Below are 21249 nucleotides of genomic sequence, written 5' to 3' on the forward strand. Positions count from 1 at the left end.
AACACCTTTCCTTTCCTGATAAACCGGTCTTTGGCCGTGTGAATCCTTCCCCCCTAAAGACAGCGGGTAAAAGTCGAAAAGGAAGAAGGCCCATATCAAGCCTGCTTCCTTTTTACTCGGATTTACTTTCTTTTCTTTTTCCGTTTATTTTTCGGAGCATTTTCATAAAATTTCTTGTTTCCTTTTTGCTTCATTTTCACTTTGGAACGGCCCTTTTTCGGCTTGTCCGCAGAAGAACCTGTCTTATCTGAAGGTTTTCCGTTTCTCTTTCCACCTTCAATCACTTTTGGGCGTTCCTTGCGGGTTCTTTTCTTATTGTCCTTCATGCCGACAATCTCAAAGTCAATATCTGCTTCATCTACATTAACCTTGACGACTCTCACTTCGACCTGATCGCCGATTCGGAAAATGTTGCCTGTCCGTTCCCCGATCATTGCATATTGTTTTTCATCGAAATGGTAATAATCATCAGTCATATAGCTGACATGAACCATACCTTCGATTGTATTTTCAAGCTCTACAAACAGTCCGAAGTTGGCGGCACCGCTTACTATGCCGCTAAATTCTTCGCCGACTTTATCTTCCATATATTGAGCCTTTTTCAAGTCATCAACTTCACGTTCAGCATCCACTGCCCGCCGCTCCATATCAGAGGCGTGCTGAGCGATATTTGAAAGCTTTTCCTTCCAGCTTTCCTGGGTGGTCTGATCATTCTTGTTCTTAACCAGATACTCACGTATCAGCCTGTGCACGATAAGATCCGGGTACCGCCGGATTGGCGATGTAAAATGAGTATAGAAATCGGAAGCAAGGCCAAAGTGCCCTTCATTAGAAGAATCATATCTTGCCTGTTTCATGGAACGGAGCATGACCGTGCTGATTACAGCTTGTTCCGGTTCACCGGCAACTTCTTCAAGCACCTGTTGCAGGGAACGAGGATGGACAGAGTTAGCACTTCCTTTTACCACGTATCCAAAATTAGTCACAAACTCAAGAAAGTGCTGAAGCTTTTCTTCGTCAGGATCCTCGTGAATCCGGTACATAAAAGGAACCTTCATCCAGTGGAAATGCTCAGCTATGGTCTCGTTTGCCGCAAGCATAAATTCTTCGATGAGCTTTTCTGCGACCGAACGGTCACGAAGCACCACATCTGTTGGTTTTCCTTCTTCATCCACAAGCACTTTTGCCTCTTTGAAATCAAAGTCAATTGCTCCTCGGTCAAAGCGTTTTTTACGGAGGATGGCTGCAAGATCTTCCATTCTTTCAAAGAAAGGAACAAGATCATTATATTTCTCTCTTGTTTCTTCATCCTTTTCCTCAAGAATCAGGCGGACATCTGTATAGGTCATCCGTTCATTTGTACGAATCACACTTTCGAAGATGTCATGTTTTACAACCTCTCCTTGGGGAGTAATCTCCATTTCACATGACAACGTAAGACGGTCTACCTTAGGATTCAAACTACAAATTCCATTAGACAGTCGGTGGGGAATCATTGGAATAACCCGGTCAACCAAATATACACTTGTTCCTCGTTCAAAGGCCTCCTCATCTATCGGAGAGCCTTCCTCCACATAATAGCTGACGTCAGCGATGTGAACACCAAGGATGTAGTTTCCGTTGTCCAGTTTTTTCACATGAACAGCATCATCAAGATCCTTTGCATCGGCGCCGTCAATGGTCACTATCGTTTCATCCCGCAAGTCACGGCGGCCTTCGATCTCTTGCGGATCAATTTGATCGGAAATGCTGTTCGCATGGTCTGTAACCTCTTCTGGAAAATCACCAGGAAGGCCATGTTTATGAATGACAGACAGAATATCGATCCCTGGGTCATTTTTATGGCCAAGAATATTTACTACGCTGCCTTCAGCACTCATTCTGCCTTCAGGATATTTCGTGATTTCCACCACCACTTTGTGGCCATCTACTGCCCCATGCTCCTTACCTTTTGGAATGAAAATATCGTTTGTAATATGTTTGTCGTCAACCTCGACAAATCCATAGGATTTAGAATCAATAAAGGTTCCGACAACCTTTGTTGTTCCTCTTTCTAATATTCGCACGACTGTCCCTTCCGCCCGGGAACCCGAGGAGGAGGAATTTACGCGAACGAGAACAAGGTCTTTGTTCATTGCCCCATTTAACTCATTAGGCGGCACAAAGACATCATCTCTGTCTTTTTCTTCGGGTAGGATAAAAGCAAACCCTTTTTGGTGGCTTTGTACCTTCCCTCGCATTAAATTCATTTTTTCAGGCACACCGTATCTATTGCTTCTTGTCCGGACGATGAGGCCCTCTTCTTCCAGCTCATTTAAAGATTTCATCATGTCCTTAAGCTTGCTGGAGCTTTCCGAGTCAAAGGCTTCTTTAATCTCTTCCACTGACATCGGCTTTTCTGCATCTTCTTTCATAAATGTGAGTATTTCCTGTTTTTGCTCGTGGGCCAAGGTGTCATCTCTCCTTTCTTTCTTTATTTATCCACTTCCCAATCTAAGTTCTCTAAAAACTGGTAGATTTCCTCGTGAAGATGGTCTTTTTCAGGTCCTAAGGTAATCACGTGAGTGGAGTTTTCGTACCACTTTAACTCTTTACGATCAGACGACGCTTCATCATGAATAATTTCAGCGCTTTTAAGCTCAACCATTTCATCGTTTTTTGCCTGCACCACCATCATTGGATCAAAAACCATATCCAAAGAATCCTTAATCTCCTCAATGAGTTCATTTATAGATTCTAGTGTATCCAATGGAAGCTCTTTAAATTCTTTCATCTCCTGCTCTATCTGCTCCGTACTTTTCTTTTCCATCTTTTTCTGTTCTTTGGCGTATTGAAGAACCCCTGCATGAAGGCGGTCAACATTTCCATGTACTGTCATCGGAGCACACATCGGTACAATCCCTTTCACATCAAAGGTATACCCTACTTTTAAGGAAAACAACCCGCCTAGAGAAAGACCGCAGACAGCGATTTCCTCGTAGCCTTCATTTTTCAAATGGTCATAAGCTTTTTCAACATCCTGCCACCAATCTTCCCATGACGTTTCCATCAGTTCCTCTGGTGGAACACCATGTCCCTTATACATGGGAGCATGGCACGTATATCCCTTTTTATTTAAAAAGCGGGCAAGCATTCTTACATCTGCTGGTGAACCAGTAAAGGCATGTAATAAAAGAACGGCCCGCTTTCCTCCTTCAAGTGTAAATGGCTTTGGCGGTACTATTTTCATGTCTCATTTCCTCCTTGAATTCTTGGTTTATTCTCGTTTTTCAAAAAACGTTCTAAGTCATCTAAGACTCGCTTTTTATCAGGACCATGGCATAAATAATGCCTTGAATCTTTGTATAAATAGAGGCGCTTTTCCCGGGACCCCATGTTTTCAAATAAGTATTCTGCACTTTTCACAGGCACTAATCCATCAAGCTCCCCCTGCATAATTAAGGAGGGAATCGTAATTTCTTTCACAAACGGCCGAACTGTTTTTACAGCTTTTGTAAATTCATACACCGCAGTTAAAGGGGTCTCTTGAATTTTCTTACTGTAAAACTGGTACCAGGGGTCTTCTTTATTGAATGTTCCCTTCAGCCTGGCTTCTGCTGCGATTTTAAAGTCCTTTAACAGCTGAGGCGGATTCACGTAATAAGCGGCTGCACCTAATAAGACTACCTTTTCGACAGGATACCTTGCGGACAAATAACATGCCAGCATCCCTCCCATAGAAAACCCAATTACATAGACTTTTTCACAGTATTTAAATAATTCAGCGCATGCTTTGTCAGCTGCGTAAATCCAAGCTTTGTATGTAGCTCCTTTTAAATCGTCTCCAGGACCGTGTCCTGGAAGTGTAGGAGAATAAATAAGCCAGTCTTTATTCTTTTTCAGTTTTTTGACAACAGGCTCTACTTCCCATGGCGCTCCGGTAAATCCGTGCAGGCATAAACAACCAATCATGTTCTCCATCTACCTTCACTTTCTATTTTAATACCAGACATTACGAAAAAAAGATGTCTCACTCAAACGAGTCTCCTTTTTTCATATTTCCCTGGCACCGAGCATAAGAATGAATTGGGGTTCTCTACAAAGGTTCCCAATATTACGGTTTCTAATCAAACACAAAAAAAGCAGCCAGGCACATCCTGCTGCTCAATTTCATCTTCTATTTTGTCATTATACCTTTCTTACAGGAAGTAAGCCAGTAATATGGTCAATACGAAAAACAGAACGGCAAGCACAACCGTCATTTTGCTTAAGAAAGCTTCTACACCGCGAGCTTTTTGTTTCCCCATCAACTGTTCGGCACCACCGGAAATCGCTCCTGATAAACCGGCACTTCGTCCGGATTGAAGCAATACGACAGTGATGAGAGCGATGGAAACAATGGCCAACAGAACAAAAAGTAATGTTTCCAAACAGGACACCTCCACATAGGATTACGCTTCTATAAATTTATCACAACACGTCCCATATGACAATGCAGCCTCGCTTTCTTTCTCTAAACCGACAAAAAAACAAGCCCTCCCCCGTCCTAAGGAAGGCTTGCATTTTTTTAAAGTCTTACTTGCTCAAGTTATAGAACGCTTTTTGAGCTGGGTAAACAGCTGTATGGCCAAGCTCGTCATCAATACGAAGGAGCTGGTTGTATTTCGCAACACGGTCACTGCGTGATGGGGCTCCTGTTTTAATTTGTCCCGCATTGGTAGCAACAGCGATGTCTGCAATGGTTGCATCTTCTGTTTCACCAGAGCGGTGGGAAATGACTGCTGTATAGCCTGCTCTCTTAGCCATTTCAATGGCATCAAAAGTCTCGGTAAGTGTTCCAATCTGATTCACTTTGATAAGGATAGAGTTCCCTACACCTTGCTCAATTCCTTGTGAAAGCTTAGATGTGTTGGTCACAAATAGGTCATCACCAACTAATTGTACTTTATCACCTAGTGCATCCGTAAGCTTCTTCCAGCCTTCCCAATCGTTTTCATCAAGACCGTCCTCAATGGAGATGATAGGGTATTTTTCTACAAGGTCCTTGTAGAAGTCAATCATTTCATCTACTGATTTAACGACACCCTCACCTTTAAGGTTATACTTGCCGTCTTCGTACATTTCAGATGCTGCAGCATCCATAGCAAGTGCAACCTCTTCTCCTGGTTTGTAGCCTGCTTTTTCAATGGCTTCCACAATGGTTTGAAGTGCTTCTTCATTTGACCCCAGGTTAGGAGCAAATCCGCCTTCATCACCTACTGCCGTGTTTAATCCCTTACCTTGAAGAACTTTCTTAAGGTTATGGAAGATTTCTGCACCGATCCGCACGGCTTCAGGGAAGTCTTGCGCCCCTACAGGCATAACCATAAACTCTTGAATATCAACGTTGTTATCAGCGTGCTCTCCGCCATTGAGGATGTTCATCATTGGGACAGGGAGTGTTTTAGAATTAAAGCCTCCAAGGTACTCATATAACGGCACACCAAGATCATTAGCAGCAGCATGAGCTGCAGCCATGGAAACACCAAGGATTGCATTCGCACCAAGGTTCCCTTTGTTTTCTGTGCCATCAAGTTCGATTAGAAGCTCATCAATACCTGTTTGATCTGTCACTTCAGCACCAAGCAATTCTGGAGCAATTTGCTCATTTACATTGTCTACAGCTTGTGTAACACCTTTACCCATATAACGCTCTCCGCCATCGCGAAGTTCTACCGCTTCATGCTCTCCAGTGGAAGCTCCACTTGGTACAAGGGCGCGTCCCATGGCTCCATTTTCTGTGTAAACTTCAACTTCAACAGTTGGGTTTCCTCGGGAATCCAGTACTTCACGTGCATAAATATCGGTTATCATACTCATCATTAAACACTCCTTTATCTGTTTCCATTTTTAGCAGAGAAGAGTAAAATCCTTCGGGCCCTTGAAAGACTCTTTCTTCCCACTGCTTTTCATCATTTATTTCCATTCAAGCTTAAAAACTAATTATGCTTTCTATTTCTAGTTTGCTGCCAAGAGCTATTTTTCCTGCTCTGACACCAGTTATTTTCTCTTAGGCTGCGCACACCTGAGTTAAACAAACGTTTATTTAATCAGTGATTTCCCTGTCATGTCCGAAGGCTGTTCTAAATTTAACAACTTTAAAATTGTCGGCGAGAGATCAGCAAGAATCCCTCCGTCACGAAGCTCAAGACCTTCCTTCGTTACAATAACCGGCACAGGACGTGTCGTATGGGCTGTCATTGCTTCTCCAGTCTTTGTCAGCACTTCATCAGCATTCCCATGGTCAGCTGTAATTACCGCAGACCCGCCCTTTTCAATAATCAGATCTACGATTTTCCCCAGACATTCGTCCACTGCCTCAACTGCTTTAATTGTCGGCTCCAGCATCCCTGAATGGCCAACCATATCAGGATTGGCAAAGTTCAGAATGATCACGTCATGCTTGTCATTCTTAATTTCCTCAAGAAGGGCATCGGTGACTTCGTAGGCGCTCATTTCCGGCTGCAAGTCATACGTTGGAACCTTTGGTGAATCAATTAAAATGCGTTTTTCATTTTCAAATTCATCCTCTTGTCCTCCGCTGAAGAAAAAGGTGACGTGAGGGTATTTCTCTGTTTCTGCAATGCGAAGCTGTTTCAGCCCTGCTTTTGAAACTACTTCACCAAGAGTATTCTTAAGCTCCTGAGGAGGATAAGCCACTTTGCAGTTTTTAAGAGAATCACTATATTGGGTCATCGTTACAAAGTGAATGTCTTCTGGAAATTTCTCACCACGATCAAACCCATCAAACTCCTCGCTGGTAAAGACATGTGAGAGCTGAGTAGCGCGGTCCGGACGGAAATTCATAAAAATCACACTGTCCTTATCTTTTACCGTCGCAATCGGCGAACCGTCTTCTTCAGTCAGTACCGTTGGAATAAGAAACTCATCCCATACTTCGTTTTCATAGGAATCATCAACGACCTTAAGGGCATCACCATGGGTCGGGCCTTCTCCGTAGACAAGGGCACGGTATGTTTTTTCAACCCGCTCCCAGCGGCGGTCCCGATCCATCGCATAATAACGCCCGTGAAGAGAAGCCAGGCGTCCCGAGCTTCTCTCATTCATCTTCGCCTGAAGCTGGATGAGATAGGTTTTCGCGCTTTTTTGTTCCACATCCCGGCCATCAAGAAAGGCGTGAACAAACACCTTGTCTACATTATGCTCCTTGGCAAGATCAAGAAGAGCAATTAAATGGTCGTAATGGCCATGCACTCCGCCATCAGAAAGCAGGCCAAAAATATGAAGCTGGCTGTTATTCTTTTTTGCATTCTCAATAGCACCGAGAAATGTTTCATTTTCATAAAAGCTGCGATCCTTAATTCCTCTGTTAATAAGAGACAGACTTTGGTAGACAGGGCGGCCGGCACCAATATTCAGGTGTCCTACCTCTGAATTTCCCATTTGTCCTTCAGGGAGCCCGACAGCTTCCCCTTTCGCCTCTAATGTTGTATGGGGAAATTGGCTCCAGTAGCGGTCAAAATTAGGAGTGTCAGCTTGGGCAACAGCATTCCCGAAGCTCTCTTCACGCATGCCGTATCCATCTAGAATAATTAATGCTACTGGTGACTTGCTCATTGCTTTCCTGCCTCCACCAGCTTCACAAAGGAATCTGTTTTCAAGCTTCCACCGCCGACAAGAGCTCCGTCAATGTGTTCTTGAGCCATATAACCTTCAATGTTTTCAGGCTTCACGCTTCCGCCATACTGAATACGGACAGCTTCAGCTACTTCTTGACCGTACATATCTAAAAGGTAGCGGCGGATAATCCCACACGTTTCATTTGCATCCTCTGCTGAGGAGGATTTTCCTGTTCCAATCGCCCAGATCGGTTCGTATGCAATGACTACTTTCATTGCCTGATCTTCAGAAAGCCCTTCAAACCCTTTTTCAACCTGAGCCGTTACAACTTCTTCTGTTTTCCCCGCTTCACGTTCTTCATCTGTTTCACCGCAGCACATAATTGGTGTGATACCATGAGCAAATGCAGCATGAAGCTTTTTATTTACTGATTCGTCGGTTTCGTTGAACATATCACGACGTTCAGAGTGGCCGATAATGACATAAGGAATTTCCAGGTCGGCAAGAGCTGCCGGACTGATTTCCCCTGTAAAAGCACCATTCTCTTCAAAGTGCATGTTTTGAGCACCTACAGCTACTTCGCTGCCTTTGGCTTCATCATTCATGTCTTTAAGAAACAACGCAGGAGCACATACGACAGATTCTACTTCTTCTTTAGAAGGAACCTGGTTCTTTACCTCTTCAATAAAAGAGACCGCTTCTCCGTGAGTCTTATTCATTTTCCAGTTTCCTGCAATAATCGGTTTTCTCACGATTTCACCCCGCAAAAATTATCATCACATGTAAATACAGCTTCCCTTGGCTGAGATCCCTGCCAAAAGGTGTGGGAGCAGAAGAAAAAACGGTAAGCACCCATAAGCCTTCTCCTTCTCCTGCACCTCCTTCAGGAAACCTGACACCTAGGAGTGCTGATTACTTATCATTTAACGCTACAACGCCCGGAAGGTCTTTTCCTTCCATAAACTCCAGGGAAGCACCGCCGCCCGTTGAGATGTGGCTCATTCTATCTGCCAATTCAAACTTCTCTACAGCTGCCGCAGAATCGCCGCCTCCGATAACAGAATATGTTTCAGAAGATTCAGCAAGAGCTTCAGCTACACTTCTTGTCCCACTTGCAAACGCAGCAAACTCAAACACTCCCATAGGGCCATTCCAGATGGCAAGCTTGGAGTCCTGAATAACAGCTTTGTACTTTTCAATCGTCTTTGGCCCGATATCAAGAGCCTCCCAGTCAGATGGGATATTTTCGATGCTGACAACCTCGGTATTTGCGTCTTCTGCAAAGTCATCGGCGACAACAACGTCTTCAGGCATGTAAAAATTAACACCTTTGTCTTCTGCTTTTTTCATAAAGTCCCTGGCAAGGTCAATTTTATCTTCTTCAAGAAGGGATTTTCCGATTTCATGCCCCTGGGCTTTCACAAACGTATAAGCAAGACCACCGCCAATAATCAGGTTATCTACTTTCTCAAGAAGATTGTCAATTACACCTATTTTATCTTTTACTTTAGCTCCGCCGATAATGGCAGTAAACGGACGGTCTGGCTCTGACAGAGCCTGGCCAAGCACCTGAAGTTCTTTTTCCATAAGCAGCCCCGCTACTGCTGGAAGGTGATGAGCGACTCCTTCTGTAGAAGCATGTGCTCTATGGGCAGCTCCAAAGGCGTCGTTTACATACACATCTGCAGGCTCGGCTAACTTTTTCGCCAGCTCCTCATCGTTTTTTTCTTCCCCTGGTTCAAAACGAAGATTTTCAAGGAGCAGCACTTCACCGTCAATCATTTGGGATACAGCTTGTTTTACTCGGTCTCCATACACTTCATCAACCTTCTGGACATTTCTTTGAGTGAGCTCGGAAAGACGGGTAGCAACAGGTCCCAGGCGGAGTTCTTCGACCACTTCGCCTTTCGGGCGCCCCAAATGGCTTCCCAGGATCACTTTTGCCCCTCTTTCTGTTAAGTATTCAAGGGTAGGCAAGACAGCACGGATCCGAGTGTCATCAGTGACGAGTCCCTCATTCATCGGCACATTTAAATCAACACGGCAAAATACTGTTTTTCCTTTTACATCAATATCACGAATTGACTTTTTGTTCATCGCTCATCCTCCTCTTCCGGCAGAAGTAAATAATAAATCGGGCATTCTTTTTTCCTGTTATTGCATATTGCCACATGATTGAAGATACCACATAAATGCCAGAAACAAAACTTACCTTTGCCCTTATCGTCAAAGGTTCCCAAATTTCTTCTTTTTTGCTCTGTAAAAGGCGCGTTTTGAGCTTTTGATCAGTTTTTTGCAGACCGGGAACCGCGGCTGTCCTCAAGCTTTGCCCCTTCCTTTCGGCAAAGGGATCGCCTGCCTGGGTTCACAAGGCTTGTCCTGCTACACCTCTTCTTTCCCAGTAATGCAGGAAAAGATGTTCCCGATCTGCTGCTTTTCTCTAAAAAAAGGCATATAAAGCTTTCTTTTAAGCAGGGAAAAGGGGAAGCAGAAACCTAATTCTTCTCCCCCTTTTTCGCTGCCTGCAAGCCTGCAATTTATTATTGTTGTTTAGCCATGTAAGCAACAAGGTCAACTACACGGTTAGAATAGCCATACTCATTGTCGTACCAGGAAATAACTTTTACCATGTTATCTTCCATTACCATGGTAGAAAGAGCATCTACTGTGGACGAGTGGCTGTCACCGTTGTAATCGCTGGATACAAGAGGCTCTTCACTATATCCAAGGATTCCATTTAAGTTTCCTTCTGCAGCTTCTTTAAATGCTTCGTTTAGTTCATCTGCTGTTACGTTCTTGTCCAGCTCAGCTACAAGGTCAACAAGGGAAACGTTTGGTGTTGGCACACGCATCGCTCCGCCATTTAGCTTACCTTCAAGCTCAGGAAGAACAAGAGCAACCGCTTTTGCTGCACCAGTAGAAGTTGGAATGATGTTTTCTGCTGCTGCACGGGCGCGGCGGTAATCCTTATGCGGAAGGTCAAGGATTTGCTGATCATTTGTATAGGAGTGAACGGTTGTCATCATTCCGCGCTTAATGCCAAACTTGTCGTTTAGTACTTTTACGAAAGGCGCAATGCAGTTTGTTGTGCAAGAAGCGTTTGAGATAACATCATGAGTAGAAGCGTCATAATCTTGTTCGTTAACTCCCATAACAAACGTTCCGTCCACATCTTTACCTGGTGCAGAGATAACAACCTTTTTCGCTCCTGCTTCCAAGTGCTTGGCAGCGTCGTCACGAGCAACAAAGCGCCCAGTGGATTCTACAACGTACTCCACACCAAGGTCTCCCCAGCCGATTTGTGCAGGATCTCTTTCTGCCGTAACACGGATTTCTTTCCCGCCAACTACCAGGTTATCTCCGTTCACTTCTACTTTTTCTTCAAGTCTGCCATTCACAGAGTCGTATTTAAGAAGATGGGCAAGCATATTTGCATCTGTAAGGTCATTAATTGCTACCACTTCGATCTCGTCGTTATTTAAAGATGCACGAAATACTAGACGTCCAATTCGTCCAAAACCATTAATTCCTACTTTAGTTGCCATTTGTAAATTCCTCCCTTAATAAAGTAAAGCTTTAATATATAAACCTGGTTTTCTCTCTCTGCAAATGTAAGAAAACACAGTGTTTTTACCAATTACTCTGGCGGCTCGTGATCAATGACAGCCTGGGCAGCACTTTCATCTGTAATCAAAATGTCGCTTGGCCTATATCTCATATATGCCCAAATTGCTTCACCTTTAGAAGCCCCGCCTGCAATACTAATGACTTTCTGGTTAGTATTTAAATCATCGAGCTGAAGTCCAATCGTTCTTTCCTTATGAACAATATTGCCAATTCGATCGAAATAATAGCCAAATGCCTCAGCCACTGCCTCTTTTTTTTCTAATTCCTTCATGATACCAGGCTTGGCCTTTCTTCTTTGGGCCATCGTTTTTCCTTCCCCGATACCATGTAACACGACACGAGCTGAACGAATAAGAGCCAGTAACTCTTTAATCTCTGGTTCATGAGCCAGGCTGTCATGTGCTTCCTCACTCAATTGGTCAGGCACGTGAAGAAGTCGGTAATTTGCTTCGGCTTTCATGCCCATGACTGAGCTTATTGTGCTTGACTGAATCTCGACCTTTTCACCTAATCCGCCTCTCGCTGGAACAAATGTAACAGATGTAAGACGAGGATCAGGCGTCATCATTTCTGCCACCGAAGCCAAAGTAGTTCCTCCTGCTACGGCTACGACATCATCTGGTGTAAGATGAGCCTTCATTTGTTGAATGCATGCTCTGCCCATTTCCTTCTTTACCCAGGAATGCCGGTCACTATTCCCTGACACTACAATTACTTTAGGCACTGAGAGGATCGTAGATACCTGCTCTTCTAAAGAAGCCAGTCCAAAGGCCTCTTTTATCATCTCTTCTAAACCTTCTAAAAGAGTGTGCCCTTCTTCTGTAAGCGTCATGCCCGCTGCTGTCACAGAAAGCAGGCCCTGTTCCTTTAAGAAAGTAACCTCGCCACGAAGTACACGTTCAGACAGCTCCAGGCTGGCAGCAAGCGTCCTCCGTCCAACGGGCTGCATTAAACGCACATACTGAAGAATGCGGAAACGCTGTCCCATTACGTCTAACACGTCAGGCTGCAGTTTTTTTTGCAGCTCCACAAGTTCTCTCATTTTTATCACCTGATGGCCTACGGGTCATTCAAAGTCCCACATAGACAAATTTAGTCCCACCTAATTAATAAAAAAAGGACTTTCCTTCCATTTCATCCTACCAATATTCCCAGCCATGTGCAACAAAACAAACTCGACATTTTAAAAAAACTTTCAAGCTTATTATGCCCATATATAAGAATTATAAACATAAGTGGGTATGGAGTTATAAAAAGGTATCATATAATATGTTTTCCTGAAGAATATGTGAAGAGTTATCCAGCACTATCCCTAGGAGCCTGTCCAACATTCAACAAACAAAAAAAGCCGGCCACCTCTCAGCCAGCTTTATGCATATCGTTTCCTTTTGGAGGAAGACAGGATGTTAAGTTCATCTCTATATTTCGCCACTGCTCTTCTTGATATGGTAATTCCCTTTTCAGTCTTAAGCGCATCGACCATTTTCTGGTCAGACAAGGGCTTTTTCTTGTCTTCCCTTTCGACCATTTCCCGGATAAACGATTTAATCACAAAAGCAGACGTCTCTTCCCCACTGCCATTTTCAATTTTAGAAGTGAAAAAGTATTTTAACTCAAACAGTCCGTGAGGAGTCTGCATGTACTTATTAGTGGTTGTCCGTGATACTGTAGATTCATGGACTTCAGCCATTTCTGCAACATCACGCAGTGTCATCGGCTTTAGATAGGAAGGCCCTTTTTCAAAAAAGTCCCGCTGATAAGAAAGGATTGCTTCACTTATACTGCGCAGCGACTGCTGACGCTGATCAATGCTTTTTAAGAGCCACATCAGCTGTTTATATTTTCTCATGGCATAGTCTGAAGCTTCGTCATTGCTTTTGCCTTCAAGAAGGTGACGGTAATGCTTATTTAATCGGATACGAGGAAGCCCGTCATCATTTAAAATAACCATATATTCTCCGCCGCTTCTTTTCTCTATGAATACATCAGGGACAATATGGCCGGGGTGCTCCCCTCCGAAGTTAGCTCCTGGACGCGGCTCCAGCTTTTGAATAAAATCATAAACCTCCTGGATTTCCTCAAGGGAAACGAGCGTTTCCTTAGAAATATCCTTCCATTTCCTTTCAGCTAACTTTTCGAGATAGTGCTCAACAAGGGTTTCAGCCAGTTTATGTCTTGGCTCCAGTCTTTGAAGCTGTATTAAGAGACATTCTTTCAGTGACCTCGCACCTATTCCTGCCGGTTCCAGTGATTGCAGGATCATGACACCTTCTTCATATTCTTCTTCGGTAACAGAAAACGTTTCAGCTGCCTCTTCAAAGGCGGCTTTTAGATAGCCGTCTTCTCCTATGTTTCTGGCTAAGTAATTCAGCAGCTTCTGCTTTTGACCGCTCAACGGCATCAGTCTGATTTCTTCCTGCACATAATCAGACAGCTTATTTGCTGATTCAGGGATTCTATCAAAGGGGGAAGTGTATTCCCGCTCTTCTTTCTCATGGTACTCTTCATGGTCATCCTGCCAGAGGACAGGCATTTCCAAATTGGGCTGTTCTTTCTCTTTTGCTTCCATCAAATCGATGAGGGGGTTATCTAATGCCTGTTCTTCTAAATACTCAGACAGCTCCATCGTAGAGTATTGCAGCAGTGATATAGCCTGCCTTAATTCCTGCGTCATCATAAGCTTCATTGTCTGCTGTTGGAACAAGCCCATTTCTAAGTTCATAGAATAGCTCCTCCCTTCTAAGCACTTAATTGAAAGCGCTTTCCTAAATTAATACTATGTGAACGAGTTTGTCTGTATTTCTTGGATAATTGTCGAAAAATTAAAATTAATTCATCTTCTATAATACTTTATTATGATAGGAATTGAAATAGCTTTTAAATAATATCTTTTTTCTTCTGATTCTGACAATCTTCTTAAAGAAACGCCACTTCCCTTTACAACCTTTACCCTTTATACAAAGAAGAACAGGGAAAAGGCACGCGCCTTTTTCCCTGCCGAATTATTCCTATAACCTTCAGCTGCTAACGGATGCGGAGTTTCGGATCCTCGCTGTCATCTCCTTCTATCCACTCTAATTCAAACTCAAAGGAATGCTTTTTCCCTTTTTGAGTATATTCTATTTCGTAGGTTACATTTTTAGCCGGGCGTAAGGAAACTTCTTCATCGTCTTGAATAAAGGAACACTCTCCATTTTCGCGAAGCTTCGCTGCCACATTCTCAAAAAAACGAGCTGCTTCCTCCAGGCTTTGTTTTTCCTTGTGCTTAAACAATAATTGTTTCTCCAGCCGTTCTTGTCCGAACATGATGCAACCCCCCCATAGAACTAGTAAAAGAATATTTCAAATTAAAAATAAAGCGCTTTCAATTATATTATAAAGGATTTGCACGGGAAAGGCGAGAGCACGAGGTAGTTTGAAGGGTAAAAAAAACGGTTATGATGGTGGAAGGGATTTGATGAAAGAAAGAGAACCTATTGAGAGGCTTATTTGTAAGCTTCTAAAAAAATCACTTCTCTGTCAGGCTAGAACAAGGGGAATGATTTGACCTTAGCTGACCTATTAAGGTAAGATGATAACAAGTGTACAGCATACATGGGTAAAGGCTGGGTTTACTTAAGTTACAAAGGGTCAGCTTAGCTCTTTTGACCAGCCTATGTCAGAACTTAATTTATAATGTTTGTAAAAGAGAAGAGGAGGAATAGTTATGAATCTCATTCCAACAGTAATTGAACAAACAAACCGTGGAGAGCGCGCCTATGATATTTATTCCCGTCTCCTAAAAGACCGTATTATTATGCTAGGTTCTGGGATCGATGATAATGTCTCAAATTCCATCGTTGCTCAGCTTCTATTTCTAGCTGCTGAAGATCCAGACAAAGATATTTCTATTTACATTAACAGTCCGGGCGGTTCCATTACTGCCGGCATGGCTATTTATGACACCATGCAGCACATCAATCCAAAGGTCTCTACTATTTGTGTAGGTATGGCCGCTTCCATGGGTGCATTCCTTCTGGCTGCCGGTGAACCTGGTAAGCGCTTTGCCCTTCCTAATAGTGAAGTCATGATTCACCAGCCTCTTGGCGGAACTCAAGGACAGGCGTCTGATATTGAAATTCACGCGAAGCGTATTCTGCAAATGCGTGAGAAACTAAACCAGATTCTCTCTGAGCGCACTGGGCAACCTTTAGACGTTATTGAGCGCGATACAGATCGCGATAACTTTATGACTGCTGACGATGCCAAGCAGTACGGCCTGATTGATGAAGTTTTGAACAAAGAAAAGAAATAAGTTCTTTGACTGTCTAATAGCACGTATAGGTCAAGAAAAACCCAGGATAGGGAGTATCCTGGGTTTTTCTATGTTTCCGTTTCCTGAAACAGGCGGCTCACTTGTATCTATTTCCGGGAATTTTGGGGCAATGACTGCAGCACAACTCAAGAGAAGCAATGTCTCAAGCCCTTGAAGTGAAACGCGGAGATCGACCGCTTGCTTTTGTAGCGATGGTAGGTGAAAAATGTCCTTATTATGTATCCTTCTACTTCATTATTTGGGAAAACAAAAAGAGCAGTCTCCTCAAAACAGGAAACTCCCCTTTTCACAGCTATGCCTTTTTAATGGCTCTTCCTTATTCTTCTTTCAAGATAAATTTCTCAAGGGATTCCATCGCTTCTTCTTCATCGCTCCCGCTTGTTATAAGCTTCACGGTTGCTCCTGTTCTGACCGCCAGGCTCATAATCCCCATAATACTTTTCGCATTCACTTTCTTTTCTGCTTTTTCCACAAAAATATCACATTGAAAGCGATTTGCCTCTTGAACAAATAAGGCGGCCGGCCTAGCTTGCAATCCTGTTTTTAAATTGACATTTACTGTTTTCTCTAGCACCGCCATCTCCTCCATTATTTAATTCTCTTTTTTGCTATCGTTTTCATTATTATCCAGCAGAAAAACTGCTTTGTAAGCTGGCTTGTTTTATACTTTAACTGACTCGCCATTTCTTAGCTTTTCTGCGATTTGGTCAATTTTTCTTAAGCGGTGATTAATACCCGATTTGCTGACCTTTCCGCTTTGAACCATTTCCCCTAACTCTTTTAAGGTTACATCCTGATGAGCTACTCGAAGCTCGGCTATTTCCCTCAGCTTTTCAGGAAGGTTATCTAAACCGATCTGGTCATCAATAAGCCTGATATTTTCCACTTGCCGCAAAGCAGCCCCAACCGTTTTGTTAAGGTTGGCTGTTTCACAATTCACCAGTCGATTTACTGAGTTTCTCATATCTTTTACAATCCGAATGTCCTCAAAATATAATAATGCTTGATGGGCCCCGATTACATTTAAAAACTCTGTAATCTTTTCACTTTCCTTAATATAGAGGATAAATCCTTTTTTTCTTTCTAAGCTCTTTGCATCCAGGTAAAATTCCTTCAAAAGCTTCTGAAGTGAGTGGTTATGTTCTTCATAAAATGAAAACACTTCTAAATGATAAGAAGATGTTTCAGGGTGGTTAATGGATCCCCCCGCCAAAAAAGCGCCTCGCAAATAAGCTCTTTTACAGCATGGTTCCTTCACAAGGTCAGAATCAATAACCCTGGTAAAATGGAACCCTTCTTTCATAATGCCTAAGCTTGTTAACATGGACTGGCTGTCCTCTATAATCCTTACAAGATAAACATTATTTTTCTTAAGCCTCATTTTCTTCCTGACTAGAAGTTCGACTTCTATGTTTCCATACACACGGCGGATCAGCTTATAAATTCTGCGGGCGATCGCAGCATTTTCAGTAGAAATATCAAGGGTGACTTTTCTTCCGCTTCCCAATGAAATCGATCCATTCATCCGTACTAAAGCAGCAAGCTCTGCTCTCGCACAGCAGCCATCTGTCTCAAGCTGTGTTAATTCCTTCTTTGTCATAGCCGCAAAGGATGACATGTTTTCACCACCTTCTCGATCCCTTTTCCTTTGTCACGTCTGACCTTATGCCGGAACTGTCTTTTTATGCTGCCAGGCTTAAAGCTGTGTTAACAAGGAGCGGGAAACTTTTAACGCGTCATGGCGAAGAAGATGGCCTTCAAACTGTAAAAATTCATCCTTAATTAGGGACAAACCCATCTTTTCAATTCGCTCTTCATCACTAATGACAGGAAAAGCTCCTTCTTTCTTGTAAACGGAAGTGATAGAAGGCGGGATTTCACCCTCGTTCATTAAAACGGTATCTATCACACCTTTGCCTGTATGAGCCTCTATTGTTTCAACATGGTCTCCTGCGCTGAAATTATCAGTTTCCCCTGCCTGGGTCATAACATTGCATATATAAATCTTTCTTGCCTTGGACTTTTTGATAGAATCAGTAATCCCTGGAACGAGCAGGTTTGGCAATATGCTCGTATATAAGCTTCCTGGACCGATCACAATCAAGTCTGCTTCTTCAATCGCTTTTATACTCTCAGACAGGGGGTAAATGGTTTCAGGCGTCAAAAAAACACGTCTGATCTTTTTCCCTGCCTTTGGAATCTGTGATTCCCCACTGACAATTGAACCATCCAATAATTCAGCATGTAAAACGATGCTTTGATTCGAGGCCGGAAGAACCTTTCCTCTCACGTTAAGCACAGTGCTCAGCTCACTGATCCCTTTGGCAAAATCGCCAGTAATGGAAGTCATTCCCGCTAGTAACAGATTTCCTAAAGAATGGCCTGAAAGTCCCTTTCCATGATTGAATCGGTGCTGAAACAACTTTTCAATCATAGGTTCAACCTCCGCCAGAGCCCCCAGAACATTTCTTACATCACCCGGAGGTGGAATATTTAACTCTTTACGGAGCCTGCCGGAACTTCCTCCATCATCAGCAACAGTAACAATGGCGGTTATGTCAACAGGAAAGGTTTTTAAGCCTCGAAGAAGAACAGACAACCCGGTTCCTCCTCCGATGACAACCACGTTTGCTTTCTTCACAACGTACTTTCCTTTCTTTTCTCTATATCCCGATGGCTGCTGCGCACCACATAGTCATTCCCAAAGTGTGCTGCCAAATGCTCAGCAAGTGTGACTGACCGGTGTTTGCCTCCTGTACAGCCGATACTGATGACAACCTGGCTTTTCCCTTCCCGCTTATATTGGGGAATCATATATTCTAAGAGATCTGTCAGCTTTAGGAGAAAATCCTTTGTTTCTTTCCATTTTAACACATAGGAAGATACTTCCTCCTGAAGTCCCGTTTTAGGACGCAGTTGATCAATATAGTGAGGATTGGGCAAAAATCTCACATCAAATACCAGGTCTGCATCTATAGGGACTCCGTATTTAAACCCAAAAGACATAAAGTTTACAGTAAAAGGGTGATTCTCAGGCGTTGAAAAAGAATCAATGATCTTTTCCCGCAGCTCTCTGGGCTTTAAATCATTCGTATCAATAATCTGGCGTGCCCGGCCTTTTAATTCTTCAAGCATTTGTCTTTCATTTTTAATGCCTTCAAGGGGCAGTCCTTTTGGAGCCAGAGGATGAGACCTTCTCGTTTCCTTATAGCGCTGGACAAGAGTGTTATCTTTAGCATCGAGGAATAAAATATGAGGATTCAAGTTAGGCTTTTCGTTCAACTTATCAATTGCGTCAAGCAAATGATCAAAGAAATCCCGAGCTCTCAGATCAATGACCAGCGCAACCTTGTTCATGGTGCCTCCTGAGTTTTCAATCAGATCGATAAATTTCGGGATTAACGCGGGAGGCAGATTATCAATACAGAAGTAGCCAAGATCTTCAAAGCTCTGCACCGCCACTGTCTTTCCCGCGCCAGACATTCCTGTAATAATCACTACTTGAATATCTTCTTTTTTTTCCTTCACTATGCTTCTCCCCCTATCTTGCTCCTTACCATACCTCCTGCTAGCTGCTCTCTTTTGGGTTCGTATCACTTTGCAAGCGATAAGAAAGCAGCTTAAACTGAGGCGTATAACGAAAGGTGCCATATAAAACATCTTCATGATTGAGTATATGTTCAAAAATATACCGATCGCCGGGAGCCATAGGGAGTGTTAGAATCTCATCTTTTTCCTTCCATGCGAGCTTCCCTTCTGGCGATTTCCCCAGCATCTCTCCCTCAAATTCTGTTGCCAGGAAAGTAAACATCATCCATTCGGATAGTAACTCATCATCTTCATCTATTATAAGGATCGTAAAAATCCCTTTGATTGCAGGGTTTTTGATATGTAGCCCTGTCTCTTCTCTAAATTCTCTTATTGCCGTTTCTCTTGTTGACTCTCCGGTTTCCATTTTGCCGCCAGGGACTACCCACCAGCCCCTTCTCGGCTTTTGAAGCATCAGCACTTGGCTGCCGTCTTTTAACACACAGTTTGTAACCCGTTGCATGCTCATCACCTCACGTAACTACCCTTCAAGTATACAATTATTCCAGGTTCCCCACAATGCAAAGAAACCAACAATTAAGTGAGCATTTTTAACACCCTTACTAATTCCTCTCTCTTTTCATTCTATTCATCGTTCCTCTCAACCTTTCACGGTGAAAGGAATTCTTACGTTCCAGAAATAAGCTTATAAGAATGAAAAAGAGGAGGCCTGCCCCAAAAGCTTTCCCAATTTGAATTCCACATTGCATTACTCGAAAGAACATGTTCAGCAACAAAGCGATAAGTCGGGCGGATTCTAAAAAGAAGACCACGCTTCAGCTCTTGCTTTCCCGTCTGGTCCCTCAGAGAATTCAAACTGGCATGAAAGTCAAAATCGCCGATTAATGTACTCAACACTTCTTAGCATTCCGGAAATACTAACCACCTTGGTAATACTATGCCCATACATTTACCAATCACAATCAATCCTCTTTTCAGCCATTTGAACAAAAAAAGAGCACAGGCTGAAAACCTGTGCTTACAAAGATCTATAAAAGGGGGTCAATTACTTATTCCTATCTTACCCTTTTAATGTTTCAAATTTGTTACAAAATCGTTAAGACAGGCTTACGAAAAGGTAAAGTTTCTTCTTCAGCCTTTTAGTTCGCTTTGACGATTTCCTTTAGCTGCTCTACATAATGCTGGGCAGTCTGTGCCGCTATAGAGCCGTCACCTGTCGCGGTTACAATTTGGCGAAGAGATTTTTCACGAATATCTCCGGCAGCAAAGATACCAGGGATTTTCGTTTCCATTTCCTCATTTGTCTCAATATAACCTTCTTCATTGGTTATACCAAGCTCTTTTACCGCGTTGTTCAGTGGCAGCATACCGATATAGATGAACGCACCATCCGTTTTAAATTCGTAATCCTCACCGGATTCAAGGTTTGTGAGCGTTACACTGCCTACCTTGCCGTTATTATCATTGATTTCTTTCACAATGTGATTCCATTTAAAATCTATCTTTTCGTTAATAAAGGCACGCTGCTGAAGAATCTTCTGGGCACGAAGCTGGTCACGGCGGTGAACAACTGTTACTTTTGAAGCAAAACGTGTTAAATACACGGCTTCCTCTACAGCAGAGTCTCCCCCTCCAACTACAACAATTTCTTTATCCCGGAAAAATGCTCCGTCACAGACAGCACAGTAGGAAACGCCGCGGCCTCCCAGTTCTTTCTCGCCAGGCACTCCAAGCTGTTTATATTCTGCCCCAGTTCCCACAATGACAGAGCGGGCTTTATATTCTTTATTTCCTGCTTTTACAATCTTATATTCTTTGCCGTCAATGATTTCTTTGACATCGCCATAAGCATATTCAGCACCAAATTTTCTGGCATGCTCAAACATCTTGTTTGAAAGATCCGGACCTAGAATATGACCAAACCCAGGATAATTTTCCACGTCCTCCGTGTTAGCCATCTGGCCTCCAGGAACGCCGCGCTCAAGCATTAACGTACTCATCTCGGCACGTGAAGTATAGACAGCTGCTGTCATACCTGCGGGACCGGCACCTGCAATAATTACATCATAAATCTTTTCTTCCGTCATACCGATTCTCTCCTTTTCATCCGTACATTTATAACTCGATGATCTCTCATTATTTTATCTGCTGGTTACAAA

20 protein-coding genes are annotated in these 21249 nt (G+C 43.1%); 1 reads left to right on the plus strand and 19 read right to left on the minus strand.

Annotated elements, in window-relative coordinates:
- Window positions 1–122: 122 nt before the first annotated feature.
- The 13 genes from rnr to CEF17_RS14705 form a co-directional block, all read right to left on the minus strand.
- A complete protein-coding gene (gene rnr / locus CEF17_RS14645) occupies window positions 123–2414 on the minus strand; it encodes a ribonuclease R (RefSeq protein ID WP_232725584.1) in 2292 nt (763 codons plus the stop codon).
- A 59-nt stretch (window positions 2415–2473) separates the two neighbouring features.
- Window positions 2474–3229 (minus strand): alpha/beta hydrolase, encoded by a 756-nt coding sequence (locus tag CEF17_RS14650; RefSeq protein ID WP_100400178.1) that lies wholly within the window; start codon window positions 3227–3229, stop codon window positions 2474–2476.
- The gene (locus CEF17_RS14655; RefSeq protein ID WP_100400179.1) at window positions 3226–3951 is read right to left on the minus strand and encodes an alpha/beta hydrolase; all 726 of its coding nucleotides are present in this window, start codon (window positions 3949–3951) and stop codon (window positions 3226–3228) included. The genes CEF17_RS14650 and CEF17_RS14655 overlap by 4 nt, the downstream gene beginning before the upstream one ends.
- 227 nt (window positions 3952–4178) lie before the next feature.
- Window positions 4179–4409: a preprotein translocase subunit SecG gene (gene secG, locus CEF17_RS14660; RefSeq protein ID WP_100400180.1), complete on the minus strand. Its 231-nt coding sequence runs from the start codon at window positions 4407–4409 to the stop codon at window positions 4179–4181.
- A gap of 145 nt (window positions 4410–4554) precedes the next feature.
- The gene (gene eno / locus CEF17_RS14665; RefSeq protein ID WP_100400181.1) at window positions 4555–5838 is read right to left on the minus strand and encodes a phosphopyruvate hydratase; all 1284 of its coding nucleotides are present in this window, start codon (window positions 5836–5838) and stop codon (window positions 4555–4557) included.
- Window positions 5807–5944: a hypothetical protein gene (locus tag CEF17_RS20435; protein WP_198508979.1), complete on the minus strand. Its 138-nt coding sequence runs from the start codon at window positions 5942–5944 to the stop codon at window positions 5807–5809. Before CEF17_RS20435 ends, eno begins: the two co-directional genes overlap by 32 nt.
- Window positions 5945–6060: 116 nt before the next feature.
- Window positions 6061–7596 (minus strand): 2,3-bisphosphoglycerate-independent phosphoglycerate mutase, encoded by a 1536-nt coding sequence (gene gpmI / locus CEF17_RS14670; RefSeq protein WP_100400182.1) that lies wholly within the window; start codon window positions 7594–7596, stop codon window positions 6061–6063.
- On the minus strand, window positions 7593–8351 hold the full coding sequence (gene tpiA, locus CEF17_RS14675) for a triose-phosphate isomerase (RefSeq protein ID WP_100400183.1): 759 nt from the start codon (window positions 8349–8351) through the stop codon (window positions 7593–7595). Before tpiA ends, gpmI begins: the two co-directional genes overlap by 4 nt.
- Window positions 8352–8511: 160 nt before the next feature.
- A complete protein-coding gene (locus tag CEF17_RS14680) occupies window positions 8512–9696 on the minus strand; it encodes a phosphoglycerate kinase (RefSeq protein WP_100400184.1) in 1185 nt (394 codons plus the stop codon).
- 443 nt (window positions 9697–10139) lie between these two features.
- Window positions 10140–11144, minus strand: a complete 1005-nt coding sequence (gene gap, locus CEF17_RS14690) for a type I glyceraldehyde-3-phosphate dehydrogenase (RefSeq protein WP_100400186.1) — start codon at window positions 11142–11144, stop codon at window positions 10140–10142.
- A 92-nt stretch (window positions 11145–11236) separates the two neighbouring features.
- A complete protein-coding gene (locus CEF17_RS14695; protein ID WP_100400187.1) occupies window positions 11237–12268 on the minus strand; it encodes a sugar-binding transcriptional regulator in 1032 nt (343 codons plus the stop codon).
- A 327-nt stretch (window positions 12269–12595) separates the two neighbouring features.
- Window positions 12596–13948, minus strand: a complete 1353-nt coding sequence (rpoN, locus tag CEF17_RS14700) for an RNA polymerase factor sigma-54 (protein WP_100400188.1) — start codon at window positions 13946–13948, stop codon at window positions 12596–12598.
- A gap of 302 nt (window positions 13949–14250) precedes the next feature.
- Window positions 14251–14532: an amphi-Trp domain-containing protein gene (locus tag CEF17_RS14705; RefSeq protein ID WP_054636838.1), complete on the minus strand. Its 282-nt coding sequence runs from the start codon at window positions 14530–14532 to the stop codon at window positions 14251–14253.
- A gap of 400 nt (window positions 14533–14932) precedes the next feature.
- On the opposite strand from CEF17_RS14705, the gene clpP reads away from it, so the two are divergent.
- Window positions 14933–15520, plus strand: a complete 588-nt coding sequence (gene clpP, locus CEF17_RS14710; protein WP_054636837.1) for an ATP-dependent Clp endopeptidase proteolytic subunit ClpP — start codon at window positions 14933–14935, stop codon at window positions 15518–15520.
- A 337-nt stretch (window positions 15521–15857) separates the two neighbouring features.
- On the opposite strand, the gene CEF17_RS14715 is transcribed toward clpP, so the two are convergent.
- The 6 genes from CEF17_RS14715 to trxB form a co-directional block, all read right to left on the minus strand.
- The gene (locus tag CEF17_RS14715) at window positions 15858–16115 is read right to left on the minus strand and encodes an HPr family phosphocarrier protein (RefSeq protein WP_054636835.1); all 258 of its coding nucleotides are present in this window, start codon (window positions 16113–16115) and stop codon (window positions 15858–15860) included.
- Window positions 16116–16202: 87 nt separating this feature from the next.
- Complete coding sequence (gene whiA / locus CEF17_RS14720; RefSeq protein WP_100400189.1) at window positions 16203–17159, minus strand: DNA-binding protein WhiA; 957 nt, start codon at window positions 17157–17159, stop codon at window positions 16203–16205.
- Between the two features lie 78 nt (window positions 17160–17237).
- Window positions 17238–18182: a gluconeogenesis factor YvcK family protein gene (locus CEF17_RS14725; RefSeq protein ID WP_100400190.1), complete on the minus strand. Its 945-nt coding sequence runs from the start codon at window positions 18180–18182 to the stop codon at window positions 17238–17240.
- Window positions 18179–19069 (minus strand): RNase adapter RapZ, encoded by an 891-nt coding sequence (gene rapZ / locus CEF17_RS14730; protein ID WP_269799464.1) that lies wholly within the window; start codon window positions 19067–19069, stop codon window positions 18179–18181. The genes CEF17_RS14725 and rapZ overlap by 4 nt, the downstream gene beginning before the upstream one ends.
- Before the next feature lie 40 nt (window positions 19070–19109).
- Window positions 19110–19592: an NUDIX hydrolase gene (locus CEF17_RS14735; RefSeq protein WP_100400192.1), complete on the minus strand. Its 483-nt coding sequence runs from the start codon at window positions 19590–19592 to the stop codon at window positions 19110–19112.
- A 637-nt stretch (window positions 19593–20229) separates the two neighbouring features.
- The gene (gene trxB, locus CEF17_RS14745; protein WP_100400194.1) at window positions 20230–21177 is read right to left on the minus strand and encodes a thioredoxin-disulfide reductase; all 948 of its coding nucleotides are present in this window, start codon (window positions 21175–21177) and stop codon (window positions 20230–20232) included.
- Between the last annotated feature and the right edge of the window lie 72 nt (window positions 21178–21249).

Origin of the sequence: Bacillus sp. FJAT-44742 (genome assembly GCF_002797315.1) — a bacterium.
Classification (GTDB): domain Bacteria; phylum Bacillota; class Bacilli; order Bacillales; family Marinococcaceae; genus Thalassorhabdus; species Thalassorhabdus alkalitolerans.

What these genes read in the sequence shown, in the direction of transcription:
- rnr (WP_232725584.1), bottom strand. Translation starts at nt 2,414, where the DNA reads ATGAAAGAAGATGCAGAAAAGCCGATGTCAGTGGAAGAGATTAAAGAA.
- CEF17_RS14650 (WP_100400178.1), bottom strand. Translation starts at nt 3,229, where the DNA reads ATGAAAATAGTACCGCCAAAGCCATTTACACTTGAAGGAGGAAAGCGG.
- CEF17_RS14655 (WP_100400179.1), bottom strand. Translation starts at nt 3,951, where the DNA reads ATGATTGGTTGTTTATGCCTGCACGGATTTACCGGAGCGCCATGGGAA.
- eno (WP_100400181.1), bottom strand. Translation starts at nt 5,838, where the DNA reads ATGAGTATGATAACCGATATTTATGCACGTGAAGTACTGGATTCCCGA.
- CEF17_RS20435 (WP_198508979.1), bottom strand. Translation starts at nt 5,944, where the DNA reads ATGGAAATAAATGATGAAAAGCAGTGGGAAGAAAGAGTCTTTCAAGGG.
- gpmI (WP_100400182.1), bottom strand. Translation starts at nt 7,596, where the DNA reads ATGAGCAAGTCACCAGTAGCATTAATTATTCTAGATGGATACGGCATG.
- CEF17_RS14680 (WP_100400184.1), bottom strand. Translation starts at nt 9,696, where the DNA reads ATGAACAAAAAGTCAATTCGTGATATTGATGTAAAAGGAAAAACAGTA.
- gap (WP_100400186.1), bottom strand. Translation starts at nt 11,144, where the DNA reads ATGGCAACTAAAGTAGGAATTAATGGTTTTGGACGAATTGGACGTCTA.
- CEF17_RS14695 (WP_100400187.1), bottom strand. Translation starts at nt 12,268, where the DNA reads ATGAGAGAACTTGTGGAGCTGCAAAAAAAACTGCAGCCTGACGTGTTA.
- rpoN (WP_100400188.1), bottom strand. Translation starts at nt 13,948, where the DNA reads ATGAACTTAGAAATGGGCTTGTTCCAACAGCAGACAATGAAGCTTATG.
- CEF17_RS14705 (WP_054636838.1), bottom strand. Translation starts at nt 14,532, where the DNA reads ATGTTCGGACAAGAACGGCTGGAGAAACAATTATTGTTTAAGCACAAG.
- clpP (WP_054636837.1), top strand. Translation starts at nt 14,933, where the DNA reads ATGAATCTCATTCCAACAGTAATTGAACAAACAAACCGTGGAGAGCGC.
- whiA (WP_100400189.1), bottom strand. Translation starts at nt 17,159, where the DNA reads ATGTCATCCTTTGCGGCTATGACAAAGAAGGAATTAACACAGCTTGAG.
- CEF17_RS14735 (WP_100400192.1), bottom strand. Translation starts at nt 19,592, where the DNA reads ATGCAACGGGTTACAAACTGTGTGTTAAAAGACGGCAGCCAAGTGCTG.
- trxB (WP_100400194.1), bottom strand. Translation starts at nt 21,177, where the DNA reads ATGACGGAAGAAAAGATTTATGATGTAATTATTGCAGGTGCCGGTCCC.